This window comes from uncultured Acetatifactor sp. (assembly GCF_948601915.1).
GTDB lineage: Bacteria > Bacillota > Clostridia > Lachnospirales > Lachnospiraceae > Acetatifactor.
This window is the reverse complement of sequence record NZ_CAPDXS010000005.1, coordinates 1-22975: the sequence shown is the minus strand read 5'-3', so window position 1 is coordinate 22975 and position 22975 is coordinate 1. Positions and strand designations below refer to the sequence as shown.

The following is a 22975-nucleotide window of genomic DNA, read 5'->3' as shown; positions in this document are numbered from 1 at the left end:
AGGAAGGTGCATACGTAGGCGAGCCGGGATATGCAGAGGAAGGTGCATACGCAGGCGAGCCGGGATATGCGGAGGAAGGTGCATATGAGGGTGAGCCAGGATATGCGGAGGGGGCCGCATACGCGGGTGAGCCGGGATATGCGGAGGAAGGTGCATACGCGGGTGAGCCGGGATATGCAGAAGAAGGTGCATATGAGGGCGAAGCCGTATACGCGGACGAAACGGAATACATAGAGGAAGCCGGAGCAGAGGATGCGCCGGAAACCATGGAAGGCGAATACGGTGAGGCCATATATGACGAGGCGGCCGACCTGGAGGGCAGTTCGGAATACACATATGCGCCGGATGGCACAGAGCCCGACGACATCATCGGAGAGATAGAAGAAATCCAGGAACAGATAGAGAAAGCCGAGGAGAGGGAGCATCCTGCCCGGACAGGTAGGCCAAAAACAGGAAAGACAGAAAAACAGACGGAAACAGACGAAAAAGCGACCATAGAGCGGGATCAGGCGAAAGTCAGGAGCCTGACCCGTGAGGAGAAAGAACTTTTCGCCCCTTTCATCCAGAACCGCCGTTCCAGGGAGCAGCTGGTAAAAGCCCTGGACAGCATCAGCATGGCCGCGTACACCGGGAACCTTATCATCACAGGCGAGGAGGGCATGGACACCCTGACGCTGGCCAAGAACATCATGCGTGAAGTGCGCATGATGGACAGCAATTTCTCAGGCAAGGTGGCCAAGGTGTCCGGCCAGGGGCTGAACGAGAAGGACGTGGCCCAGACCCTGGAGCAGCTGGGCAGCGGCGCGCTGATCATCCAGAAAGCCTCCGGCATGAGCCCCCAGACGGCGGCCATGCTCCACAGGCAGCTACAGCACGAGCGCTTCGGCATCATCGTGGTCCTGGAGGACACGGGGAAAGCGATCAAGAAGCTGTTCCTGGGCACGCCGGACCTGTATGGCGATTTTACGGCCCGCATCGATTTGGAGGCGCTGAGCAATGACTCTTTGGTGGCCTTCGGGAGGCAGTATGCCCGGGAGAAGGAGTTTTCCATCGACAATCTGGGAATCCTGGCTCTGCACACCAGGATAGAGGAGCTGCAGACCATCGACCATGTGGTGACGGTGATGGAAGTGAAGCAGATTGTGGACGAGGCCATACGCCATGCGTCCAGGAAGACGCTGGCCCATTTCTTCGATGTGCTCCTGGCGAAACGATATGATGACGAAGATATGATCATACTGACCGAAAAGGATTTTGCTGCATGAAAGGTGGGATAGAAATGGCAGGAAAGGCAACTGCAAAAACAGCAAAAAAAACAACGGGAAAGGCGAAGGCGAAAACCTCCGCCCAGACAGCGGTAAAGGCCGCCGGGACAGAGAAGGTCTTCATCTCGGAGGCAGACCAGTACCTCTTTTCCCAGGCGACCCATTATGACATCTACAAGAAGCTGGGGGCCCATTTGTCTGAGGAGAGAAGGAAAAAGGGCGTCTACTTCGGCGTCTGGGCGCCCAACGCCAGGGAAGTGCATGTGATCGGCAGCTTCAACGGCTGGGACGAGGAGGCGCATCCTATGGAGAAGCTGGGGCCCGTGGGCATCTGGGGGCTCTTCATCCCGGGGGTGGCCACAGGGGAGCTGTACAAATTCCTGATCACCGCCAAGGACGGCAGGAAGATATATAAGGCGGATCCCTTCGCCAACAGCGCGGAGTACAGGCCCGGAACGGCATCCATCGTCACGGACCTGAACGGCTATTCCTGGGGGGATGCCAAGTGGATGGAGGCCCGGGACGGAAAAGATGCCCAGAAGCAGCCCATGGCCATCTACGAGTGCCATGTCGGCTCCTTCATGAAGCATCCCGACGGGGCGGAGGGCTTCTACAATTACCGGGAGTTCGCGGATAAGCTGGCGGATTATCTGAAGGAGATGAAATATACCCATGTAGAGCTGATGGGCATCCTGGAGCATCCCTTCGACGGCTCCTGGGGCTATCAGGTGACGGGCTACTATGCGCCCACCTCCCGGTACGGAGGGCCGAAGGACTTCATGTACCTGGTGGATAAGCTCCATAAGATGGGCGTGGGCGTGATCCTGGACTGGGTGCCTGCCCATTTCGCCACGGATGCCCATGGCCTTGCGGAATTCGACGGGGAGTGCATCTTCGAACATCCGGATCCACGCCTGGGCTCCCACCCGGACTGGGGGACCAAGATATTCAACTACGGCAAGCCCGAGGTGAAGAATTTCCTGATTGCCAATGTGCTGTTCTGGCTGCGGGAGTTTCACATAGACGGCATTCGGGTAGACGCTGTGGCGTCCATGCTCTATCTGGATTACGGCAAAAAGGACGGTCAGTGGGTGCCCAACAAATACGGTGGCAACCAGAACCTGGAGGCCATCGAGTTCTTCAAGCACCTCAATTCCGTGGTGCGCGGGACTTACCCCGGCTTCATCACCATCGCCGAGGAGTCCACCGCCTGGCCAAATGTGTCCGGCGACATCGGCGGGGAGGGACTTGGCTTCTCCTTCAAATGGAACATGGGCTGGATGCACGACTTCTGCGAGTACATGAAGCTGGATCCCCTGTACCGGAAGGGCAACCACTATGCCATGACCTTCGCCATGAGCTACAATGAATATGAGAAATACATACTGCCCCTGTCCCACGATGAGGTAGTGCACCTCAAGTGCTCCATGGTGAACAAGATGCCGGGCTACAAGAAGGACAAATACGCCAACCTGCGGACGGGCTATACCTATATGTTCGGCCACTGCGGCAAGAAGCTCCTGTTCATGGGCCAGGACTTCGGCCAGGAGCGGGAGTGGAGCGAGGAGCGGGAGCTGGACTGGTTCCTTCTGCAGGAAGAGGAGAACCTGGGGCTGCAGACCTATGTGAAGGAGCTTTTGAAGCTGTACCGCAAGTACCCCGCCCTCTATGAGGCGGACGACAGTTGGGCCGGCTTTGAGTGGATGAACGCGGACGATGCGGAGAACAGTGTCTACTCCTTCGTGCGCAAGTCTTCCAAGGGCACACAGAACCTGCTGTTCGTGCTGAACATGACCCCGGTGAAGCGGGAGGGGTACAGAGTGCCAGTGCCCTCTACCTCCACCCGGAAGAAATATAAGCTGCTGCTCAACAGCGACGAGGCGCGCTTCGGCGGCTGGGGCAATGAAGTGCAGGGAGAGGTCGCGGTGGAAAAAATTCCCTGCCAAAACAAGGATTACTCCATCTGCATGGACATCCCTCCCTACGGGGCGGCGATATTCCTGTTTTAATGCAGGGGCGGCTAAAGGTTTTTCATGATTTTACCGAAATAAAGAGCAGGTGCAGGGGATGCGCCTGCTCTTTTTCTTTTTTCATATTTGACATTTTTTACATACCACTATTTTTCCGATAGGAGATACGATTTTGAAGATATCATTCAACGAAAAAGCAATCAAGGAGGCGGAGCGCAGACGGACGGAGCAGAACCGCGAGGCCCAGCAGACATCCGCCACGGCAATGGGGCAGACGGCTTTCGCCGACATGTTCGGTAGGCAGGAGGACGGCATCCTGGCAGCAGGGGGCGAGAAGGGCAAGAGCCTGATCGAGCTCCAGGAGGAGGCCGGCAATGTGGACGTGGCCGTCCAGAGGGACTATATGACAGTCATGTCACATACCATGTCCGAGGAAGACTATGCCAAAATGCAGGAGGAGGGCTTCGACCCGGGCGCGATGGATCCGGAGGATGTGGTGACCATCGTAGATAAGATCAAGGCGGAGCTGGTCCGGGCGGGCAAGAACATCGTGGGCTACACGGACGACATGGATGTGAGCAAGCTTACGGCGGCGCTGGGCAGCGAGGTGCTGGCCAGGTCCGTGGTGGACAGCTTCCGGGAGGCGGACGTGCCGCTGACGAAGGAGAACCTCTCCGCGGTGTCCCGGGCCTGGGCCATGAATGCGGAGCTGGCCCCTCTGGGGGAGGGATCCTACAATTATCTGATAGACAATGAGATGGAGGCGGAGATCTGGAACCTCTATCTGGCCCAGAGCAGCGGCGCGGACAGAGGCGGGAATTCGGCTAAGTTCTACGCGGAGGACGTGCAGGGGTATTACGCCCAGAGCGCGGGCCGGGGCCAGGACAGCGGGCTCCAGGGGCAGATCGACCGGATCATAGAGCAGGCGGGAGGCCAGGTGAACGAGAAAAGCCGCATGAACGCGGCATGGCTCCTGGACAAGGGCCTGCCCCTGACGGCGGAGAACTTAAAAAGGCTGGAGGCGCTGCAGGGGATTGAGCTGCCCATGACGGAGGAGAAGTTCGCGAAAGCGGCGGCCGCCGCGGTGGCGGAGGGCAAGGATCCCGTCCATGCCTCCTTCGGGGAGAGCGGCGGGAACCTGTACGAGCGGGCGGCGGCCATCTCCGAATTCTACCACAGCAGCGAGCTCTGGGAGGCCACGGTGGGGGACATCACCGCCAGGAGGCAGTTGGAGGAGGTGCGCCTGCGGATGTCCGCGGAGGTGAACGTCCGGCTGCTGCGCAGCGGCTTCTCCATCGACACGGAGCCCATGGTGGAGCTGATCGAGGCCCTGAAGCGGGCGGAGTACCAGTTGGCCAACCAGTATTTCCCCAGGGACAACATGGCTGTGGAGAAGTACCAGAACTACCAGAAGGCCAGCAATGTGGCGGGCCAGCTGCCCGGGCTCCCCGCGGACGTGCTGGGCATGTTCGCCAAGGGAGAGGGCTCGGCGTCCCTGGAGACCATCTATAACGAAGGCAAGGCGATGCAGGCCGCCTATGAGAAGGCACAGGCCAGCTACGAGAAGCTGATGACAGGACCCAGGAGCGACCTGGGCGACAGCATCGACAAGGCCTTTGCCAGCGTGGACCATATCCTGAAGGATCTGGGCGTGGAGCTGACAGACGAAAACCGCAGGGCCGTGAGGATCTTGGGCTACAACCAGATGGAGATGAACCTGCATAACCTGGAGGCCGTCAGGGATGCCGACAGGCAGGTGCAGGGCGTCCTGGAGAAGCTGACCCCTGCGGCCACGCTGAAGATGATCCGGGACGGCTTCAATCCCCTGGAGAAGAGCTTCGGGGAGCTGGAGCAGTATTTCAAGACACTGCCGCCGGAGTACAAGAAGGAGGCGGACAGCTACAGCCGGTTCCTGTACGGCCTGGAGCGCAACAATGAGATCACGCCGGAGGAGCGGGAGAGCTACATCGGCATCTACCGCCTGGTGCGCCAGCTGGAGAAGGCGGAGGGCGCCGCGGTGGGCGCTCTGGTGAACTCCCAGACGGAGATCCACTTCTCCAATCTGCTCTCCGCGCTGCAGAGCAGCAGGAACAGGCCTTTGGACATGAGAGTGTCGGATGAGACCGGAGACAGGCTTAAGCTCATGCGCAAGGGGGAGAGCATATCGGCCCAGATTTCCAAGGCGTTCAATAAGACTGTGCGGGAAATCCGTGAGGCCAATGCGGCGGCCGCCATAGAGGAGGCCGGGCTGGAGGCGCGGCTGCGGGAGGCGAACAGGCCCGGAGGCCAGGCTGCGGCGGAGGGCAGACCTTCCGGGGCGGACAGTGCCGCCGGACGGACGGACGTGGCCCGGACAGGCGTCGGCGAAGAGAATCCGGTAGCAGCTTCGGCCATGTCCGCCGGGGCCTCCCGGGATACAGGGGCAGCGGTCTCTGCCTCGTCAGAGCGGGCTGCTCAGGCACCCGGGGCTACCCAGGCGGCTGCGGCAGCCGCCCAGATGGCAGCAGGCGCCCGGGCGGCAGCGCTCCAGCCGGAAGCACCGGCGGCTCAGACAGCGGCCAGCTCCCATGCGGAAGCCGTCTCCGAGGCGCTGGTCAAGGCGGCCAATGATGTGATTACAGATGTGTCGTCCGATGCGGAGGCCACCAGGGAATACAACAAGACCCAATTGGAAGAGCAGAGGCAGGCAGTCAGCGCCGCGGACAAGGAGAGCGTGTCCATGCTGCAGAGGGGGGCGCTGCCCTCCAGCGCGGACAATCTCATGGCCGCCCAGGCGCTGAACCACGGCGTGGACAATCTCTTCGAGATTGCCGACAGGAAGCCCGCGAAGAAGAAGGAGCAGTATTCCATGAACGATTTGATGGCCATGCTGGCCAGCAAGTCGGGGGCGGGAGCCCAGAAGCCCCAGCCGGAACCGGCGGCGGAGGAGACCGGTTCCGCCGCGCTGTGGCGGAAGCTGGACAATATGGAGGAATTCGTGGAGGATTACGGCCGGATGACCGAGGCTGCCCTGGTATCCGTGGAGGAAGCCACCTTCGCGGAGGCCGACAGTAGCGTGGACGTCCGCAACATGCAGTTGAACCACAAGCAGCTCACCGTGGCGGCGGCCCTGGCCAAGCGGGAGGAGTACTATCTGCCCGTCTATGTGGGCGATACGCTGACCAGGGTGCATCTGACCCTGGACAAGGGGAGCCAGGAGAAGGGCACAGTCACCGTGGGCGTGACGCTCTCCGAGGAAGCGCATATGCAGGCCCGTCTCTATCTGCAGAATGGCCAGGTCCACGGCATGATGTTCGGCGAGGGAAAAGTGGAACTAATGAAATTGCGCCAGATAGCCGATACCTTTAAAGAGGAAGCGCAGAAGAGCTGGCAGGTGGGCAATATCACCACCATAACGTCGGAGGCAAGGATGCCGGAGCTGATCAAATCGGGCGAGCATACCCCCACGGACAGCGCCGAGCTCTATCAGGTGGCGAAGGTATTCCTGCACTCTGTGGTGCAGACCGCCTCATAAGGAATATTCCTAAGGATTCACGGGACGAACGGATGCGTCTTGCAAATAAGAGCCTGCGCAGCGCCAGGGATGCGCGCACGGAGCCGCAGGCGACAGGAAAGGCATGGTTTAAGAGATGAGAATCAATTACAATGTAGCCGCAATGATCACCAACAACAATCTGGCCAACAACGACAGCGCGGTGGCCAAGTCCCTGCAAAGGCTGTCCTCGGGCCTGAAGATCAACAGCGCCAAGGACAATCCCGCCGGGCTCGCCATGGCTAAGCGGATGAACGCCCAGCTCATGGGCCTCTCCATGGCCAACCAGAACGCCAGCGACGGCGTATCCATCATCGAGACCGCCGACGGAGCCATGTCCGAGATCAGCGAGATGCTGCAGAGGATGAATGAGCTGGCTGTGAAGGCGGCCAACGGCGTGGAGTCTGACGGCGACAGGGACGTGATACAGAAGGAAGTCAGCCAGCTGACGGAGGAGATCAGCCGGGTGGCTGAGGCTACTGAGTTCAATGGGCAGAAGCTGCTGAACGGGGAATTTTCTTTTAGGGGATATATTGATTCCACCGCCCCAAATGCTGGAAATAATATTAATATCAAGGTGGCCTCCTACTCTTCGGAGGTGGCCCAAAAGATTTACACCATAGGGCAGATGGATATAAGCAAGGATCCGGTGACGGAAAAATATAAGGTGGAATTTACGCCGCCCACTGCTTTAAAGGACGGTGGTTTTCCTGAAGGTGCCACAGCCAGCATAAAGGACGATTTGGTGACCATCACGGCCAGCAATGGCTTTGAGATGACGCTTGACCTGACAAGATGCGATATAGAAAATAAGGCACCTCTAACAGTTCAGAATCTTAAGATTGACGCGACTGGAATCGGTGCCATGCGGCTGCAGGTCGGCGCCAACGAAGGGCAGGTTCTGGAAATCAATATCCCGAAGATTTCACTGCGGGAGATGGGACTGGAGACCGTAAAGATTAAGGATAAGAATGGGCAGGAGATTTGGACATTGGATGTAGGCACGGAGGAAAAAGCTACGGAAGCGATTGACAGGGTCGAGGGAGCCATCCACTTCATATCAGGCGTCCGCGGCCAGCTGGGCGCCTACCAGAACCGCCTGGAGTCCACCATCAACAGCCTGGACATCACCTCCGAGAATATGACCGGGGCCTACTCCCGCATCATGGACGTGGACATGGCGGAGGAGATGACCAACTACACCACCGCCCAGGTGATGACACAGGCGGCCACCTCCATGCTGGCCCAGGCCAATGAGAGGCCGTCCCAGGTGCTGCAGCTGCTGCAGTAAAAGGGTGGAGAAGGATGAAGAAAGAGGAAAAACAGGATTTTACACTGAGGATTACCCAGGCGAACCCCACCCAGCTGGTAGTGATTCTGTATGAGATGCTGCTGTGCTATCTGGAGGACGCGGTGCAGGCGCTTGCGGAGGGCGGGGAGCCTTCAGGGGAGCCTGACGGGTTCCGGGAGGCTGTCCGGAAGGCCAGGGGCTGCCTGAACGAGCTGATCGCTTCCCTGCATATGGAGCATGAACCGGCGCCGGCGCTGATGCAGCTCTATCTGTTCTGCATCAGGCGCCTGGCCCTTGGCGAACAGCGCCGGGACAGCGAAATCCTGGGCGAGGTCGGAAGGGTGATCGAACCGCTGTGCGACGCGTATCGGAAGCTGGCTGAGTTGAACGACGCCGGGCCTGTGATGCGCAATTCCCAGACGGTCTACGCCGGCCTGACCTATGGAAGGACGACCCTAACTGAGAACATGGCTGATCAGGGCACGAACCGGGGAATGTTTGCATAGCCCTTCATCCCCCGGGCCTACCTCCAGAGCGGCCAGGTTCGTCAGATGCTTGTATCTTTTCTGGAGTGAGTTGATTTCATAAATGTAGCTGTCGATCATGTCCACATCTACGGCGTTATCAAAACCCGCATAGGCATCGTTGAGTGCCTTACGGGTTTTTTCTATGGAATCTTTCAGTGTGACGGGAGTGTAGTCTTCTTCCGTCATGCTGTCCGGGCCCGATTTCTGGCTGAAATACATTTTCATGGCAATGCCTCCTTTTTTGCCGGAATTGGCTTATTGTGCTGTAGGGTATGGGGGATACGGTAAAAGTATAGGCTCGGCGCAGGCAGATTATTCCAATTTTGGGAAAAAATATGAAATCCGCATATTTCCCCCGGGCGGACATATCTATATTCCAAAGGATCCATGCCGGCAGAGCTGTCATGGACGGATTTTGGAGCGTGGACGATGGAGAAGATTCTGAATGTGGTCATGAGGGGCATCCTGGGGACAATCGCCATGTATTTCATCAATTCTCTGCTGGGCGGCATAGGGCTGCCGCTGGGGGTGGGCATCAATGCGGCTACGGTATTGACATCCGGAATCCTTGGATTTCCGGGGCTTCTGGCCCTTTACGGGATTGGAATCTACAGAATTTTGTGAGAATGTACCAAAGTTCAACTTTTTTAGACATGGCTATTGCAATTGGAAAACAGAGCAGGTATAATGCAACTATCATTTCAAATCAAGTATTTCAAATGAATTCTACGACTCAGATAATCCCGGAGGCAGGTTTCGCCTCGGTGACCAGGCACTGTGAAAACGAAAAGGAAAGGGATGATGTGGTTGGCAGCGCTATGTGTTTTTTTGGCGGCGGCCTGCAGGTATGACTATGGGGAAAGAAGGATACCCAACAATCTGATCATATGGACGGCTGCCGCGGGGGCGGTATGGCGGCTCTGGAACGAAAGGGCGCCGGGGCTGCTGTGGTATCTTGGACAGGCAGTTCTCGTCATGGCGATACTGTATCCGCTTTTTAAGATTGGGGGCCTTGGAGCCGGGGACGTGAAGCTCCTTGGCGTGACGGCGGGCTATCTGCCCGCGGAAAAGATTCTTGTATTCTTGTTTTGTTCCTTGCTGGTTGCGGCAATGATTTCAGTGGTGAAAATGTGGAAGAGAGGCGCAGGAGGCGCACAAGGTGGGATCTGTCTGTCCGGGCCTGTGCTTGTCAGCGTGCTGTTGCTCCTGGGAGGTGTCTATTGAGAGAAAAGGCGTGTAAGGTCATGGCACTGTGCGATACGGAGGAGGAATACGCCCAGCTCATGACGGAATTTATGAGAAAACAGAAGAATCTCCCCTGGGAGCTGCATACCTACACCAATGTGGACACCCTGCTGGGCACCGAGCAATCGGGGCTAGCCATGCTGGTGGTGGCGGAGTCCGCTTTCCGCCAGGAGCTGCGGGGGCTTGCGCCCGGGTGCCTGGTGGTGCTGGGGGAGAGCGGGGTCATGAGATGGGAGGACATCTCCTATGTGGACAAGTACCAGGAGGCCGAGGAAGTGTTCAGGCAGTTGCTGGGCGTTTATATGGAGATCGCGGATATCCAGCTCCCTTTTCTGCGGACCAACCGGAAGACCGTGTTCATCGGGAATTATTCTCCCGTGCACAGATGCATGCAGACATCCTTTGCCATCACCATGAGCCTGATGCTGGCCAAGAAGCACTCCACGCTCTATCTGAACTTTGAGCATTACGCCGGGATTTCCGAGCTCCTGCCGGACATGCAGACACTGGATCTGGCGGATCTCCTCTATTTCCTGAATGCCCAGAAGGACAAGTTCAGGCTGCGGCTGCAGACGATCCTGAAGCACAAGGGCGCTCTGGCCTATGTGCCGCCCGTGAAGTCGGGGCAGAACCTGATTACGGTCACGCCTCAGGAATGGCTGGGACTGCTGGAAAGGATCGAGGAGCTGGAAGAATACGAATATGTAGTCCTGGATTTGGGAGAGAGCATGCAGGGACTGTTTGAGATCCTCAGGATGTGCAGGCATGTCTATACGCTGACGAGGGAGGACAGAATCGCCAGGGGCAAGCTGCTCCAATATGAGCAGGTCCTTGCGCTGTACGAATACGGCGATGTGCTGGGGAAGACGAAGAGGCTGTCCCTCTCCCATATCCAGAAGCTGCCGGAGGAGCTGGAACAACTGACGAAGGGGGATCTGGCGGATCTGGTGAAGGGGCTTCTCGGGGATCTGGAGGAGGGAGGGGAGAGCTGATGGAATATACGGAGCTGAAAAGGGAGCTGCGGAGCAGGGTTCAGGAGCGGATGGACTTTGTGAAGGATTTCACGGACGCCGAGGTGGAGGATACCATAGACCAGGTCATTCTGGAGCAGCGGCTGATGGCCTGGCCGGTGGAAATGCGCAGAAGGCTGAAACAGGAGCTGTTCGATTCCCTCCGCAGGCTGGACATCCTGCAGATATTCGTGGAGGACAGCTCTGTCACGGAGATCATGATCAACGGAAAGGACCATATCTTCGTAGAACAGAACGGAAGGCTGCGGGAACTGGACATCGGCTTCGAGTCCACGGAGAAGCTTCAGGATGTGATACAACAGATTGTGGCGGGATGCAACCGGGTGGTGAACGAGGCCTCTCCCATCGTGGACGCGAGGCTGGCCGACGGAGCCAGGGTCAATATCGTCATGAACCCCATAGCGCTGAACGGCCCGATCGTCACAATCAGACGGTTCCCCGAGAAGCCCATTACCATGGAGCAGCTGATCCAGAGCAATTCTATCTCCCGGGAAGCCGCAGCCTTTCTGGAGAAGCTGGTGAAGGCCAGGTACAATGTCTTCATAAGCGGCGGCACGGGAAGCGGGAAGACCACCTTTCTGAACGTCCTGTCCCACTATATCCCCTCGGAGGAACGGGTCATCACCATTGAAGACAGCGCGGAGCTGCAGCTTCAGGGGCTGCCCAATCTGGTGCGGCTGGAGACACGCAACAGCAATGTGGAGGGTTGCAATGAAATCACCATGCGGGACCTGATCAAGTCCTCCCTGCGGATGCGGCCGGACAGGATCATCGTAGGGGAGGTGCGCGGAGCCGAGGCCATCGACATGCTCCAGTGCCTGAATACGGGACATGACGGAAGCATGTCCACCGGCCATGCCAACAGCGCCAGGGATATGCTGGCCAGACTGGAGAACATGGTGCTTATGGGGGTGGAGCTCCCCCTGGCGGCAATCAGGCAGCAGATAGCCTCCGGCCTGGATGTAATCGTGCATCTGGGAAGGCTGCGGGACAAGTCCAGAAAGGTGCTGGAGATTACGGAGGTGATCTGCTGTGAACAGAATGAGATCAAGCTGAATCCGCTGTTCGTCTTTGAGGAATCCGGGGAGGACGACGCGGGCCGGGTAGTGGGGAAGCTGTGCGGGAAAGGAGGGCTGTTCCATGAAGACAAGCTTAAAGCGGCAGGAATCTCATAGATACCACTGGAAGAAGGGAGAGAGGGCCAGGGCCGTTCTGCTCTGCGCGGGCGTGACGGGAGTCTTTGCCTACTTCTTCTATCGGAGCTTCCTGGCATTGATTCCGCTCTCCGCCATAGGGATGTCCGTCTTTGGCATGATAAGGAGACAGAAGATGGAAAAGGCCAGGGAGGAGCTGGCCGCACAGTTTCGGGAGTGCATCCTGGCGGTGGCCACATCCCTGCAGGCGGGGTATTCCGTGGAGAACGCCTTTCTGGAATGCAGGCAGGACATGGCCTTGATGTACGGGGAGGATGCCCCGATCTGCCAGGAGCTGAAGCTTATCAGGAGAGGCCTGCACATCAATATCCCCCTGGAGGAGCTTCTGGTGGATATGGCAGGGAGGAGCCGCTGTGAGGAGATTGCCCAGTTTGCCCAGATTTTCGCCCTTGCCAAGAGAAACGGCGGAAATATGTCGGAGATTATCCGGAATTCCGCCAACCAGATAGGCAGGCAGATTGAACTGCGCCAGGAGATTCAGATGCTTTTGGGGGGCAAGAAGATGGAACTGACGATTATGAAGATCATGCCGTTCGGGATACTGTTTTACATAGATATGGGAAATCCGGGATATTTCGATTCGCTCTATCATAACTTCACAGGCATCGCTGTCATGACGGGCTGCCTGGGGCTGTATCTCGGGGCCTATGTCATGGGGGAGCATATCATGAAGAGGATCATGGCGGACATGGCATGATTCGGGTGAGGAACTGCAAATAGGAGGTGTTGCATTTGTATTGGATTGCGCTGGCAGTGCTGACAGGGTTTCTGGTGTTGTCCTTTCTGGCGAGAAAGCAGGAGCCGCCGCCGGACGTGGCCTCCCTTCTGAAGCCTTTTTACAAGATATCCCTGTTTCTCTATAAAAAGCTGATACACAGGATTCCGGGGCTGTTCTCCTCGCCGCAGGTGGAGCGGGATTTGGTGAGCCTCCACCCCGGAGAGGCCAGGGAATGTCTGAAGACCGAATATTACGGAAAAAAGGCTGCAATCTGCCTGGCAGTCCTCTTCGTGGGAACACTGTTCGCGGCCGCGGCGAAATTCAGCGCCATGGACAAGGTCATCCTGGGGGAGGACGGGACAGTGGTTCGGGGAAGCTATCGGGAGGGGGCCCGGGAAATCAGAATCGGGACGGATTTTGGGCAGCAGCGGATGGATTTTCAGGTGGAGGTGGAGCCAAAACGCCTGTCCGCGGAAGAGACGGAGAAAATGTTCGATGCTTTTTTGGACAAGCTACCGGACTATGTATTGGGCTCCAATGAAAGCCTGCAGAATGTGAATTCGGATCTGAACCTGAAAGAAAGCTACGGCGACATTCCCATATCCGTGCGGTGGGAAAGCGGCAGCCCGGGACGAATCAGCGATTCCGGACAGATATTCTCCCTGGAGGAGGAAGAGACCGTGCGGATCTCCTTCCGGCTCTCCTATGGGGAATGGGAGAGGAGTGGGGAGCTGTCGGTGGTATTGAGGCCGCCGGTGCCCGCACAGGAAGAACTGCTGCGCATGGAGCTGGAAGAGGAGCTGGCCAGGTCCCAGAGCGGGAGCCTGGGCCAGGACGAATGGAAGCTGCCGGGGCAGTGGCGGGGCGAGAGCATCCGCTGGAAGCAGATGGTGGAAGATAATAGTGTGATACTATGGGCGGTTGCCGTGGTGACGGCGGTTGCGGTCTTCCTGTTCCTGGACAGGGATCTCCATGAACGGCTGGAGAAACGAAAGAAGATACTGCGCCGGGAATACCCGGAGATTGTACACAAGCTGGTGCTGTTCGTGGGAGCGGGCCTGACGATCCGGGGGGCCTTACAGAAAATCGCGGGAGATTATGAGGCGGGCCGCATGGAGGGCGGGAGGGCGTCTCCTGCCTATGAGGAGCTGCTCTATACCTGTAGAGAGCTGCGCTCCGGGATTTCCGAGGGCCTGGCCTATGAGCATTTCGGGAAAAGGGCCGGCCTGCAGGAGTATATCCGGCTGAGCGCGCTCCTGGCCCAGAACCTGAAGCGGGGGAACAGTACGCTGCTGGAGAGACTGCGCGAAGAGGCGGAAAAGTCCGGCCAGGAACGGCTCCAGGAGAGCAAAAAGATGGGGGAAGAGGCAGGGACCAAGCTGCTGGTGCCGATGGTGCTGATGCTGGCAGTGGTAATGGCAGTTATCATGATTCCCGCTTTCTCAAATATGTAACCGATGTTTATTTGGCCGCGCCTGCGGCGGAAAGAGAGGAAAAAATGAAGCTGAATCAGTTAAAGGGAATGAGAGAGTTCATCAGAGAGGAAGACGGCATGGGAACAGTGGAAATCATTCTGATCATCGTGGTGCTGGTGGGGCTGGTCATTATCTTCAAGGGCCAGATTATACAGATCATCAACAGCCTGTTCCAGAAAATCACTTCACAGACGGGCACTGTGTGATGTGCGGCATGGAGGGATTTCGGGAGAGGCCGCGGAATGCGTACCTGACCGTAACGCTTGCCCTGTGTCTGGCAGTCATATTGTCCCTGTTTCTGACGCTGATAGACGGTGTGCGCAGAAACGGGGCCAGGCTGGAGGCGGAGTGCGTGACGGACATCGGTCTGCAGAGCATCATGGCGGAATATCACCGGGAGCTGATGAAACAGTACAACCTCTTTGCCATCGACTCCTCCTATGGGACCGCCACCTGCGCGAAGGCCAATACGGAGGCGCATCTGCTGCGGTATCTGTCAGGGAACTTAAACTATGACGATATCTTCCTTTCGGATTATCTCTACAGGGATTTCCTGGGGCTTGCCGTGGAGTGCGCGGAACTAATCGGGGTATCCGTTTTGACGGATTACGGAGGCGCAGCGTTCCGCGCGGACGCGGTGGAAGCCGTAAAGGCCGATGTGGGCCTGGGATTGCTACAGGAACTACAGGGCTGGATGCAGAAAGTGGAGATAAACGGCCTGGAAGACGGGAAGGAGGAGGCCAGAAAGCAGGAGCTTGACGAGGAGATTGGGGAATGGGTGGAAAAATACGATGGACAGATGGTGGAAGTGAATGAAGACCAATGGGAGAGGGCGGAGGTCAGGAACCCTACGGACGGGCTGGAGGCGAAGAAGAGAATGGGGCTATTGCGGCTGGTTTTGGAAGATGAGGCCAGCGTTTCTCCGAATATCATACATACGGGGAGCCTGGTTCAGGAAAGGATGCGGCAGGGACAGATCAACCGGGGAAACATGGCATGGGAGGAAGCGGAGGGAGCCGGACAGATGGCGGAGAGGTTCCTTTTTCAGGAATATCTTCTGCGGTATATGGGACGGTACGGGAGAGAGCATGAAGAGGACGCGCTCCGCTATCAGATTGAATATCTGATAACCGGCAAAGAGAGCGATCTGGAGAACCTGAAAGGGGTCGTCAACCGTCTGTGCATACTCAGGGAAGGGGCCAACGCCATGTATCTGATGTCCAATGAGAGGAAGCGGGCGGAGATTCGGCTGGTGGCAGCGGCGGCGTGTACCGTAATTGCGCTTCCGGCGCTGACCCCGCTGCTGGAAAGCGCGATACTTCTGGCATGGGCTTACGCGGAGAGCGTATATGACGTCAAAAGCCTTCTGGCCGGGGGCAAGGTGCCGCTCCTGAAAGACGATGGGAGCTGGCACTACAGCCTTTCGGCGGCGCTGAACGGCAGCCTGCGGGATGAGACCACGGGCGGGGAAGGGCTTGGCTATGAGGATTATCTGAGGATCTTCATGATGCTCTCCGATGCGGATAAGATTACGGCCAGGGCCATGGACATGGTGGAGGCAGATATCAGGAAGACGCCGGGGAATGCCGCCTTCCGGCTGGACGGCTGTTTCCGGGCAATAGAAGCTCATGTACGGATTGGGAGCACCCATGGCTATCAGTATGACATAACGAGACAGAAAAACTACGAGTAGGGATTAGCGAGGTGGATAGTGATGTCCTTTTTATGGAACGGCAGCAATCAGACAATACATTCAACGAAAATAGGAAAACCTTCTCCGACACATCAAGACTTTTTTTCGGATTCGGCCCGGAATCCGGATACTTCCCCGGACGGCGGCAGACGCCGCCCGTCCGTCCTGTTCCGTTTCATAGAGAGGACACCACTGTTCGCCTTGCTTTCCAGGGGAGTGGAGGCGGGGATGACTGTGGAGGCCTCCATCGTACTTCCACTGTTCCTTTTCTTTTTCCTGAACCTGGGATGCGCCATAGAGATGATTCGTCTGCATGGGAACCTGCAACTGGCGCTGTGGCAGATCGGGAGCAGGATGTCCGTGTACGGCTATGCGCTGGACAGCGGGGAGGTGCCGGAGAATAATGACGGCTGGTGGCGGGATTTGGTTGGAACGGCGGTCTCTGCCACCTATGTGAAGGGGCAGGTGATAAGCTCCGCAGGGGCGGATTATCTGAATGGCTCTCCGCTGACGAATGGGGCTGCCGGCCTACAGCTCTGGGAGAGCGAGATATTCGGGCCCAATGATGAAATCGACATTGTAGTCACATATTCGGTCTCGCCATGGAGCAGCCTGATTCGATTTTCACCTTTTCGAATGGCGAACCGGTATTACGCGCATATCTGGAACGGATATCGACTGTCCGGTGAAGGGGAGGGCGGGGAGGTGACGCAGATAGTCTACGTCACGGAAAACGGGAGCGTGTATCATATGAGCACGGATTGTACGCATCTGCTGCTCTCTGTACGGGAAGTCCCCTCTGATTTAATCGACTATATCAGGAATCAGGGGGGAGGCAGATACCAGCCCTGCTCCAGATGTGCCTCCGGGAGTCCGCCATCCACTGTATACATTACCAGCCAGGGAGACCGGTACCATCACAACCGGGGATGTTCCGGCCTGAGGAGGACAGTGACATCCGTGACGATAGAACAGGCGCAGCAGGCAGGCCTGGGGCCCTGCAGCCGCTGTGGAGGATAAGGGATATGTGGAGTATGCTGTTTGTGACAGGCTGGCTTTTGGCCGCGGGTATCATGGATGTGAGGACTCGCAGAGTGCCGGTGTGGATGCTTGTATTGGGAGGGGGACTTGCAATGTGGGCGGCTTTGTCCCGGCAAAGCGGATATCTTGAGATGTTGAAAGGGGCATTGCCGGGCGTGCTGCTTCTGCTGACGGCCCTTGCCACGAAAAAGGCAGGATATGGGGACGGCATCGTGCTGGCATGCCTGGGGATGCCGCTGGGCGGTGACAGGAGCCTGCTGCTGTTTGGGCTTGGCCTGTTCCTGATTTCCCTGTGCGCCATGGCTCTGCTGGCGCTGCGCAGAGCCAGGAGGGACACGGGACTTCCCTTTCTGCCGTTTCTGGCGGCAGCGTGGTTTCTGGTGGCGGGATTGTAGAAGGGGAGCGGAGGATGTCCTAAAGGGCATGGAAGGGAGGAGCGATGAGGGAGCGAAATGCGTATTTTACAGTGGAGGCAGCGCTGGTGCTGCCTTTGGTGACAGGCGCGATACTTTTTGTCATTTATACCATGCTGTTCCAATATGACAGATGTCTGCTGGAACAGGATATAGGGGCTTTGGCTCTGTGGGGGAGCCTTGCGGAGGCCTCAGATACGGCACAGTTGGAGCAGAAGGTACAGGTGCGGATGTCCGAACTGTACAGGGAGAAATATGCGGCCTGGAGGATTACCAGGCTGGATGCCTCTCTGGACAGGAACCGTTTCCTGGCGGAGGGGGCCGGGAGGCTGACATTTCCGGTGCCTGGATGGAATTTCTGGAATGGGGACAATGTATGGGAGACCAGCGCAAGCTTCGGGTACAGCCGTCTTTCGCCGGTGACATTCATCCGTCTGTGCCATAGGTTCCGGGGAGAGACAGGGAGGTGACGGGCAGGATGCTGAATGTGGAGTATGTAAGAAGCCTGAACTGTAATTACGAAAGAATCCTGCTTGACAGGATGCCTGAGGAGAAGAGATACCAATACAGCATTCTCGGAAGATGCAAGATCAACGGCCTACTTCCCTGCAGTCTGCGCTACATCGACGGGAAGGCCTATCTTTACTATGACATATCCTCCAGACAGAATGTGGCGCTTTTGTATGGCGGCCGCTGCATCACCAGAGAGTGGGTGAGGGATTTCCTGTGGAGTCTGCGGCATATCCGGCAGGAGCTGAGCCGTTTCCTACTGGATATAGACAATATCATCTGGTATCCGGAACAGATTTTCCAGGAATTGGAAGACAATGTATTTTCCTTCCTGTATATCCCGTATTATGAGGGGGAATCGGGATTTATGAAGCTTATGGAGTTCTGGGTGGAACATATCGACTACAATGACGAAGTGCTTGTGGACTGTGTCTACCGCATGTACGAAAAGATGGAGCGGAACGGGGAGATTTATCTACAGGCCCAGATTTTCGAGGATGCGGAATGTCTGGAGAATACCAGGCTTCCGGAACTGGTGTATACCATGGTGGGGGAATCCAGGGTGGAAGAGGCGGGAGGGACGGCAGCCTCCGCACTCCCGGTCATCGACGTCAGGGAGGAAGAGGCGCAGATGCAGGAAAAGTCCCCGAAAGCAGGCAGAAAGGGCATCAGGGGCATTTTGGAGGGAAAACGCAGCCGCAGCCAGAAGCTGAGGGAGGATTACAGGCAATCCATGCAGCAGGAGATGACGGGCCATGCGGTGGCGGAGAAAACCCAGTATGAGGGAACATACGGACAGACCTTATTCTTTGAGGATAAGACAGAGGCCCTTAAGCAGCCCCACAGGCTGCTCACGCCGGAGGGGAAGCTCTTTCTAAGCCTGGAACAGCCGAGCCTTTCTGTAGGAAAGAAAAAGGGGGAAGTGGATTTGGTGCTGCAGGACGCTTCGGTCAGCAGGATGCACGCACGCATCACGAATGAGGAAGGCGATACTTATCTGGAGGATTTGAACTCTACCAACGGAACCTTCCAGAACGGCCAGCGGATGCGTCCCTACGAAAAGAAAAAACTGGCGGAGGGGGATGAAATAAGATTCGGCAAGGTGGTTTTTATTTTCCGTTAAGGCAATATTAATTGAAAAGCGCATGAAACTGTGCTAGAATCGATACTATGGAAGAGGAGCATTCCAATGGAAGAGGAGCATTCCAATGGAAGAGGAGCATTCCAAAGAACATTCTGACGGAAGAGAGCGATGCTCAGGAGGAAGAAGGCCCTTGCAGTCACTGAAGTCATTGAAATTTCAACCCATCGTGAGCACAGCTTTGGTGGCTGTCAACGTCATCGTCTTTGCCGCATGCCATTTTACGGGCGATTTTCTGTACAGTGTGGGCAGGCTGGATGCTTATAGCGTGCTGGTGTGGGGGGAGTATGGCAGGATTTTGTGGTCGATGTTTCTCCACAGCGGGATAGACCATCTGTTCAATAATATGCTGATTCTGTTTTTTCTCGGCTCCATGATTGAAAAGGAAGTAGGCCATGTCAGATACGGCGTATTGTATTTCCTTTCCGGCATCGGAGGGAATCTGCTGTCGCTTGCGTCCAGAGCGCTTCAACGTGACCCAGCAGCTTCCCTGGGGGCCAGCGGAGCAGTGTTCGGACTTGACGGAGTGCTGCTGGCTATGGTATTGTTTTCTGGCAGGAGAATGGAGAACGTGACACCGGTCAGGGTACTGCTGATGATAGGGTATTCGCTCTACAGCGGCTTTGTAGGACATAATATCGACAATGCGGCCCATGTGGGCGGACTGCTTACAGGCTTTGTGGCCGCCAGCGTCATGTGCGTGTTCATGCGCTGGCGGCAGAGGCCGGCGGATTGAAGCCTATTCTGCGGCATCAGGGGGATTATACGGAAAATGGATTGTGAGGTGTGGTTGTGAACATTAATATTTATTACGGCGGCAGAGGCATTATTGACGACCCGACTTTGTTCGTCATCAACAAAATGCAGGAGATTTTGGAGGAGCTTCGGGTCAATGTCACGCGCTATAATCTGTATGAGGCCAAGAATGCCATACCCACATTGCCGCAGACGCTGAAAAACGTGGATGGCATCATTCTCGCCACTACGGTGGAGTGGTACGGTATCGGCGGATATATGCAGCAGTTTCTGGATGCCTGCTGGCTGTTCGGGGACAAGGGGAAGATAGCGGAAATCTACATGTGCCCGGTAGTCATGTCCACCACCTACGGAGAGCGTGAAGCAGAGCTCAACCTGTCTACCGCATGGGAGATTCTGGGCGGCCTTCCCTGCAATGGCATCTGCGGTTATATAGAAAATACAGTGACGCTTGAAATGAATGAGCAGTACATTAAAATCATTGAAAAGAAAGCCGAGAATATGTACCGCTCCATAAACCAGCATATTGCCTGCTTCCCGGCCAGCAACCAGGCGGTGAGGCAGAAAATTGCCGTGCCCAAGAGCAATAACCTGACGCCGCAGGAGACAGAGCAGCTCTCCCAGTATGTATCTGACGACAGCTATGTACAGCGCCAGAAGCAGGACATCAAAGAACTGACCAGCCTGTTCCGCGATATGCTCAGTGAGGATGAGCAGGACAACGAGGAGGAATACCTTGCGCCCCTGAAGAGGGTCTTCAAGCCGCAGACGGGATTCCGGGCGGAGTATTCCATTGATATAGAAGAGAAGAAGAAAAAATTGATTTTGTCCATTGACGGCGCCTTGCTGGAGTGCAACTATGGAGCCTGTGACCGCCCGGATGTAGAGCTGCAGATGGGGAAGGCGGTCATGGAGGATATCGTGAATGGACGGATGACCTTCCAGAGGGCCTTTATGTCCGGCTCCATGAAGGCGAAAGGGGACTTTAAGCTTTTGCGGTCGCTGGATCAGATATTCGATTTTGAAGGGAAACCATTGTGATTTCCATGTGGAAAAGATACGAAGAAGAGGAGTGCTGGAGAGATGAAGAAAGATAATTGTATTTTCTGCAAGATTGCCAACGGAGAGATTCCCTCGAAGACCTTATATGAAGACCGGAATTTCCGGGTGATTCTGGATTTGGGGCCGGCCACAAAGGGCCATGCGCTGATTTTGCCCAGGGAGCATGCTGAGAATCTATATGACCTTCCCCGGGAGAGCGCATCGGAGGTAATGGTTCTGGCCCAGAAGATGGCTGCGACTTTAGTGGAAAAGCTTCGCTGTGACGGACTGAACCTGGTGCAGAACAATGGCGAGGCGGCAGGCCAGACGGTACGTCATTTCCATCTCCATCTGATTCCCAGATATGTGGACGACGGCCAGAGCATCAACTGGAAGACGGGAAGTCCCACCCAGGAAGAGCTGGAAAACATCAGGAGGACGATTGTGGAATAGTGCGGCGGGCAAGGAGCCTGAAGCGCTGCGGGAAATAAAGGAGCGGATATGAGAGCATTGGACGTCTCGGAGATTACGGAGAATATAAAGGAAATGTGCATAGAGGCGAATCATTTCCTTTCGGAAGATATGAAGTGTGCCATGCGGACAGCGGCAGGTCGGGAGGCGTCCGCGCTGGGGCGTCAGATACTGGGACAACTTGAGGAGAACATGCGGATAGCAGGGGAAGACATGATCCCCATCTGTCAGGATACGGGCATGGCTGTGGTATTTATGGAAGTGGGACAGGAAGTGCATTTTGAGGGAGGCGTGCTGGAGGAGGCCGTAAACGAGGGAGTCAGGCAGGGATATACGGAGGGCTTCCTGCGCAAGTCAGTGGTCGGGGATCCGATAGAACGGGAAAACACCAGGGACAATACGCCGGCTGTCATACACTATGCCATAGTGCCCGGGGATAAGGTGAAGGTTACAGTGGCGCCAAAGGGCTTTGGGAGCGAGAATATGAGCCGTGTGTTCATGCTTAAGCCCGCTGACGGCATTGAAGGGGTCAAAGCGGCCGTGCTGAGGGCCGTGGAGGATGCGGGACCGAATGCCTGCCCGCCCATGGTGGTGGGGGTGGGAATTGGAGGGACCTTTGAGAAATGTGCCCTGATGGCAAAACGGGCATTGACCCGTCCGGTAGACGAGCGTTCAAAGATACCGTATGTATGCAGACTGGAGCAGGAACTGCTGGACAGAATCAACCGTTCCGGTATTGGGCCGGGAGGCCTGGGAGGGAGCACCACGGCGCTTGCGGTGAATATCGACACCTATCCCACACATATAGCGGGGCTCCCTGTGGCAGTGAACATCTGCTGTCATGTGAACCGCCACGCAGTAAGGACGATATAGAAGGGGAAACAGAAATGGAAAGACACATTACAGTACCATTGTCGGCGGAGACGGCAGCTTCTCTTCGGGCCGGGGATTACATATATCTGACAGGAACCATCTACACAGCCAGAGATGCCGCCCATAAAAGGATGCATGAAGCGCTGGAGCGAGGGGAGGAGCTGCCTTTGGACATCAAGGACAATGTGATTTATTATATGGGCCCCTCCCCGGCAAGGGAAGGAAGGCCAATCGGCTCTGCCGGCCCTACCACAGCCAGCCGTATGGACAGATATGCTCCTACACTCCTGGATTTGGGGCTGAAGGGAATGATAGGAAAGGGAAAGCGGCTTCAGGCAGTGAAGGATGCCGTCGTGCGCAACGGCGCGGTCTATTTTGCGGCGGTGGGCGGCGCGGGCGCGCTGCTCTCCCGTTCCATTCTTGCGTCAGAAGTGATTGCCTATGAAGATTTGGGGACGGAGGCTATCCGAAAGCTGGAGGTGCGGGATTTTCCCGTCATCGTAGTGATGGATGCCGCGGGGAACGATTTGTATGAGACGGCGGCGCAGGAATATCGCCGGGACAAATCGGAAGGCTGAAAAGAGGGCTTCAAGGGGAAGCTGCCAGAAACAAATTGCCAGAAACATTCAAAAAGTAATTGACAAGTGAAGCCCTTTTATGTATAATGAGACTTGTGCCACACAGAGTGACAAAAACAGCATATCGGCAGTATCAGTTCGGATTAAGGAGAAATACTCAAGAGGCCGAAGAGGCGCCCCTGCTAAGGGT

22 protein-coding genes and 1 pseudogene are annotated in these 22975 nt (G+C 56.5%); 22 read left to right on the top strand and 1 reads right to left on the bottom strand.

Going from position 1 to position 22975, the window contains the following annotated elements; all coding sequences use genetic code 11:
• The 5 genes and pseudogenes from Q2B33_RS01545 to Q2B33_RS01525 form a co-directional block, all read left to right on the top strand.
• Window positions 1-1265, top strand: a pseudogene (locus Q2B33_RS01545) (hypothetical protein); the annotation flags it as partial.
• 14 nt (window positions 1266-1279) lie between these two features.
• Window positions 1280-3274, top strand: a complete 1995-nt coding sequence (gene glgB, locus Q2B33_RS01540) for a 1,4-alpha-glucan branching protein GlgB (RefSeq protein ID WP_300567837.1) — start codon at window positions 1280-1282, stop codon at window positions 3272-3274.
• Between the two features lie 133 nt (window positions 3275-3407).
• Window positions 3408-6749, top strand: a complete 3342-nt coding sequence (locus Q2B33_RS01535) for a DUF6240 domain-containing protein (protein ID WP_300567834.1) — start codon at window positions 3408-3410, stop codon at window positions 6747-6749.
• A 115-nt stretch (window positions 6750-6864) separates the two neighbouring features.
• Complete coding sequence (locus tag Q2B33_RS01530; protein WP_300567831.1) at window positions 6865-8058, top strand: flagellin; 1194 nt, start codon at window positions 6865-6867, stop codon at window positions 8056-8058.
• Between the two features lie 14 nt (window positions 8059-8072).
• Window positions 8073-8564 carry a flagellar protein FliS gene (locus Q2B33_RS01525; protein ID WP_300567829.1) on the top strand — a complete coding sequence of 164 codons (492 nt, stop codon included), beginning with the start codon at window positions 8073-8075 and terminating at the stop codon, window positions 8562-8564.
• Here Q2B33_RS01525 and Q2B33_RS01520 read toward each other — a convergent pair.
• Window positions 8514-8810, bottom strand: coding sequence for a DUF2508 family protein (locus Q2B33_RS01520; RefSeq protein ID WP_300567826.1), 297 nt, complete (start codon window positions 8808-8810; stop codon window positions 8514-8516). The genes Q2B33_RS01525 and Q2B33_RS01520 overlap by 51 nt on opposite strands.
• A 204-nt stretch (window positions 8811-9014) precedes the next feature.
• Between Q2B33_RS01520 and Q2B33_RS01515 the strand changes: the two genes are divergently transcribed.
• From Q2B33_RS01515 to Q2B33_RS01435, 17 genes are all read left to right on the top strand, one after another.
• Window positions 9015-9209, top strand: a complete 195-nt coding sequence (locus Q2B33_RS01515; protein ID WP_296463629.1) for a pro-sigmaK processing inhibitor BofA family protein — start codon at window positions 9015-9017, stop codon at window positions 9207-9209.
• A gap of 174 nt (window positions 9210-9383) precedes the next feature.
• The gene (locus Q2B33_RS01510) at window positions 9384-9809 is read left to right on the top strand and encodes a prepilin peptidase (protein ID WP_300567821.1); all 426 of its coding nucleotides are present in this window, start codon (window positions 9384-9386) and stop codon (window positions 9807-9809) included.
• The gene (locus tag Q2B33_RS01505) at window positions 9806-10822 is read left to right on the top strand and encodes a hypothetical protein (protein WP_300567818.1); all 1017 of its coding nucleotides are present in this window, start codon (window positions 9806-9808) and stop codon (window positions 10820-10822) included. The genes Q2B33_RS01510 and Q2B33_RS01505 overlap by 4 nt, the downstream gene beginning before the upstream one ends.
• Window positions 10822-12036, top strand: a complete 1215-nt coding sequence (locus tag Q2B33_RS01500) for a CpaF family protein (protein ID WP_300567815.1) — start codon at window positions 10822-10824, stop codon at window positions 12034-12036. Before Q2B33_RS01505 ends, Q2B33_RS01500 begins: the two co-directional genes overlap by 1 nt.
• Window positions 12002-12772, top strand: coding sequence for a type II secretion system F family protein (locus Q2B33_RS01495; RefSeq protein WP_300567812.1), 771 nt, complete (start codon window positions 12002-12004; stop codon window positions 12770-12772). Before Q2B33_RS01500 ends, Q2B33_RS01495 begins: the two co-directional genes overlap by 35 nt.
• A 35-nt stretch (window positions 12773-12807) precedes the next feature.
• Window positions 12808-14247 (top strand): type II secretion system F family protein, encoded by a 1440-nt coding sequence (locus Q2B33_RS01490; RefSeq protein ID WP_300567809.1) that lies wholly within the window; start codon window positions 12808-12810, stop codon window positions 14245-14247.
• 44 nt (window positions 14248-14291) lie between these two features.
• Complete coding sequence (locus tag Q2B33_RS01485; RefSeq protein WP_296463640.1) at window positions 14292-14474, top strand: Flp1 family type IVb pilin; 183 nt, start codon at window positions 14292-14294, stop codon at window positions 14472-14474.
• An 8-nt stretch (window positions 14475-14482) separates the two neighbouring features.
• A complete protein-coding gene (locus tag Q2B33_RS01480; RefSeq protein ID WP_300567804.1) occupies window positions 14483-15961 on the top strand; it encodes a DUF5702 domain-containing protein in 1479 nt (492 codons plus the stop codon).
• Between the two features lie 201 nt (window positions 15962-16162).
• Window positions 16163-16981, top strand: coding sequence for a hypothetical protein (locus tag Q2B33_RS01475; RefSeq protein ID WP_300567801.1), 819 nt, complete (start codon window positions 16163-16165; stop codon window positions 16979-16981).
• 5 nt (window positions 16982-16986) lie between these two features.
• Window positions 16987-17397 carry a prepilin peptidase gene (locus Q2B33_RS01470; protein WP_300567798.1) on the top strand — a complete coding sequence of 137 codons (411 nt, stop codon included), beginning with the start codon at window positions 16987-16989 and terminating at the stop codon, window positions 17395-17397.
• 44 nt (window positions 17398-17441) lie between these two features.
• Window positions 17442-17885 (top strand): hypothetical protein, encoded by a 444-nt coding sequence (locus Q2B33_RS01465; protein ID WP_300567795.1) that lies wholly within the window; start codon window positions 17442-17444, stop codon window positions 17883-17885.
• A 17-nt stretch (window positions 17886-17902) separates the two neighbouring features.
• Window positions 17903-19048: a DUF6382 domain-containing protein gene (locus Q2B33_RS01460; RefSeq protein ID WP_300797870.1), complete on the top strand. Its 1146-nt coding sequence runs from the start codon at window positions 17903-17905 to the stop codon at window positions 19046-19048.
• Between the two features lie 169 nt (window positions 19049-19217).
• Window positions 19218-19802 carry a rhomboid family intramembrane serine protease gene (locus Q2B33_RS01455; protein WP_300815494.1) on the top strand — a complete coding sequence of 195 codons (585 nt, stop codon included), beginning with the start codon at window positions 19218-19220 and terminating at the stop codon, window positions 19800-19802.
• 56 nt (window positions 19803-19858) lie between these two features.
• Window positions 19859-20863, top strand: coding sequence for an SCP2 sterol-binding domain-containing protein (locus tag Q2B33_RS01450; protein WP_300567785.1), 1005 nt, complete (start codon window positions 19859-19861; stop codon window positions 20861-20863).
• 42 nt (window positions 20864-20905) lie between these two features.
• Window positions 20906-21316: an HIT family protein gene (locus tag Q2B33_RS01445; protein ID WP_300567782.1), complete on the top strand. Its 411-nt coding sequence runs from the start codon at window positions 20906-20908 to the stop codon at window positions 21314-21316.
• Window positions 21317-21364: 48 nt separating this feature from the next.
• Entirely contained in the window at window positions 21365-22207 is an 843-nt protein-coding gene (locus Q2B33_RS01440; protein WP_300567779.1) for a fumarate hydratase, read from the top strand.
• A 14-nt stretch (window positions 22208-22221) separates the two neighbouring features.
• Entirely contained in the window at window positions 22222-22785 is a 564-nt protein-coding gene (locus Q2B33_RS01435) for a Fe-S-containing hydro-lyase (protein ID WP_300567776.1), read from the top strand.
• Window positions 22786-22975 lie beyond the last annotated feature (190 nt).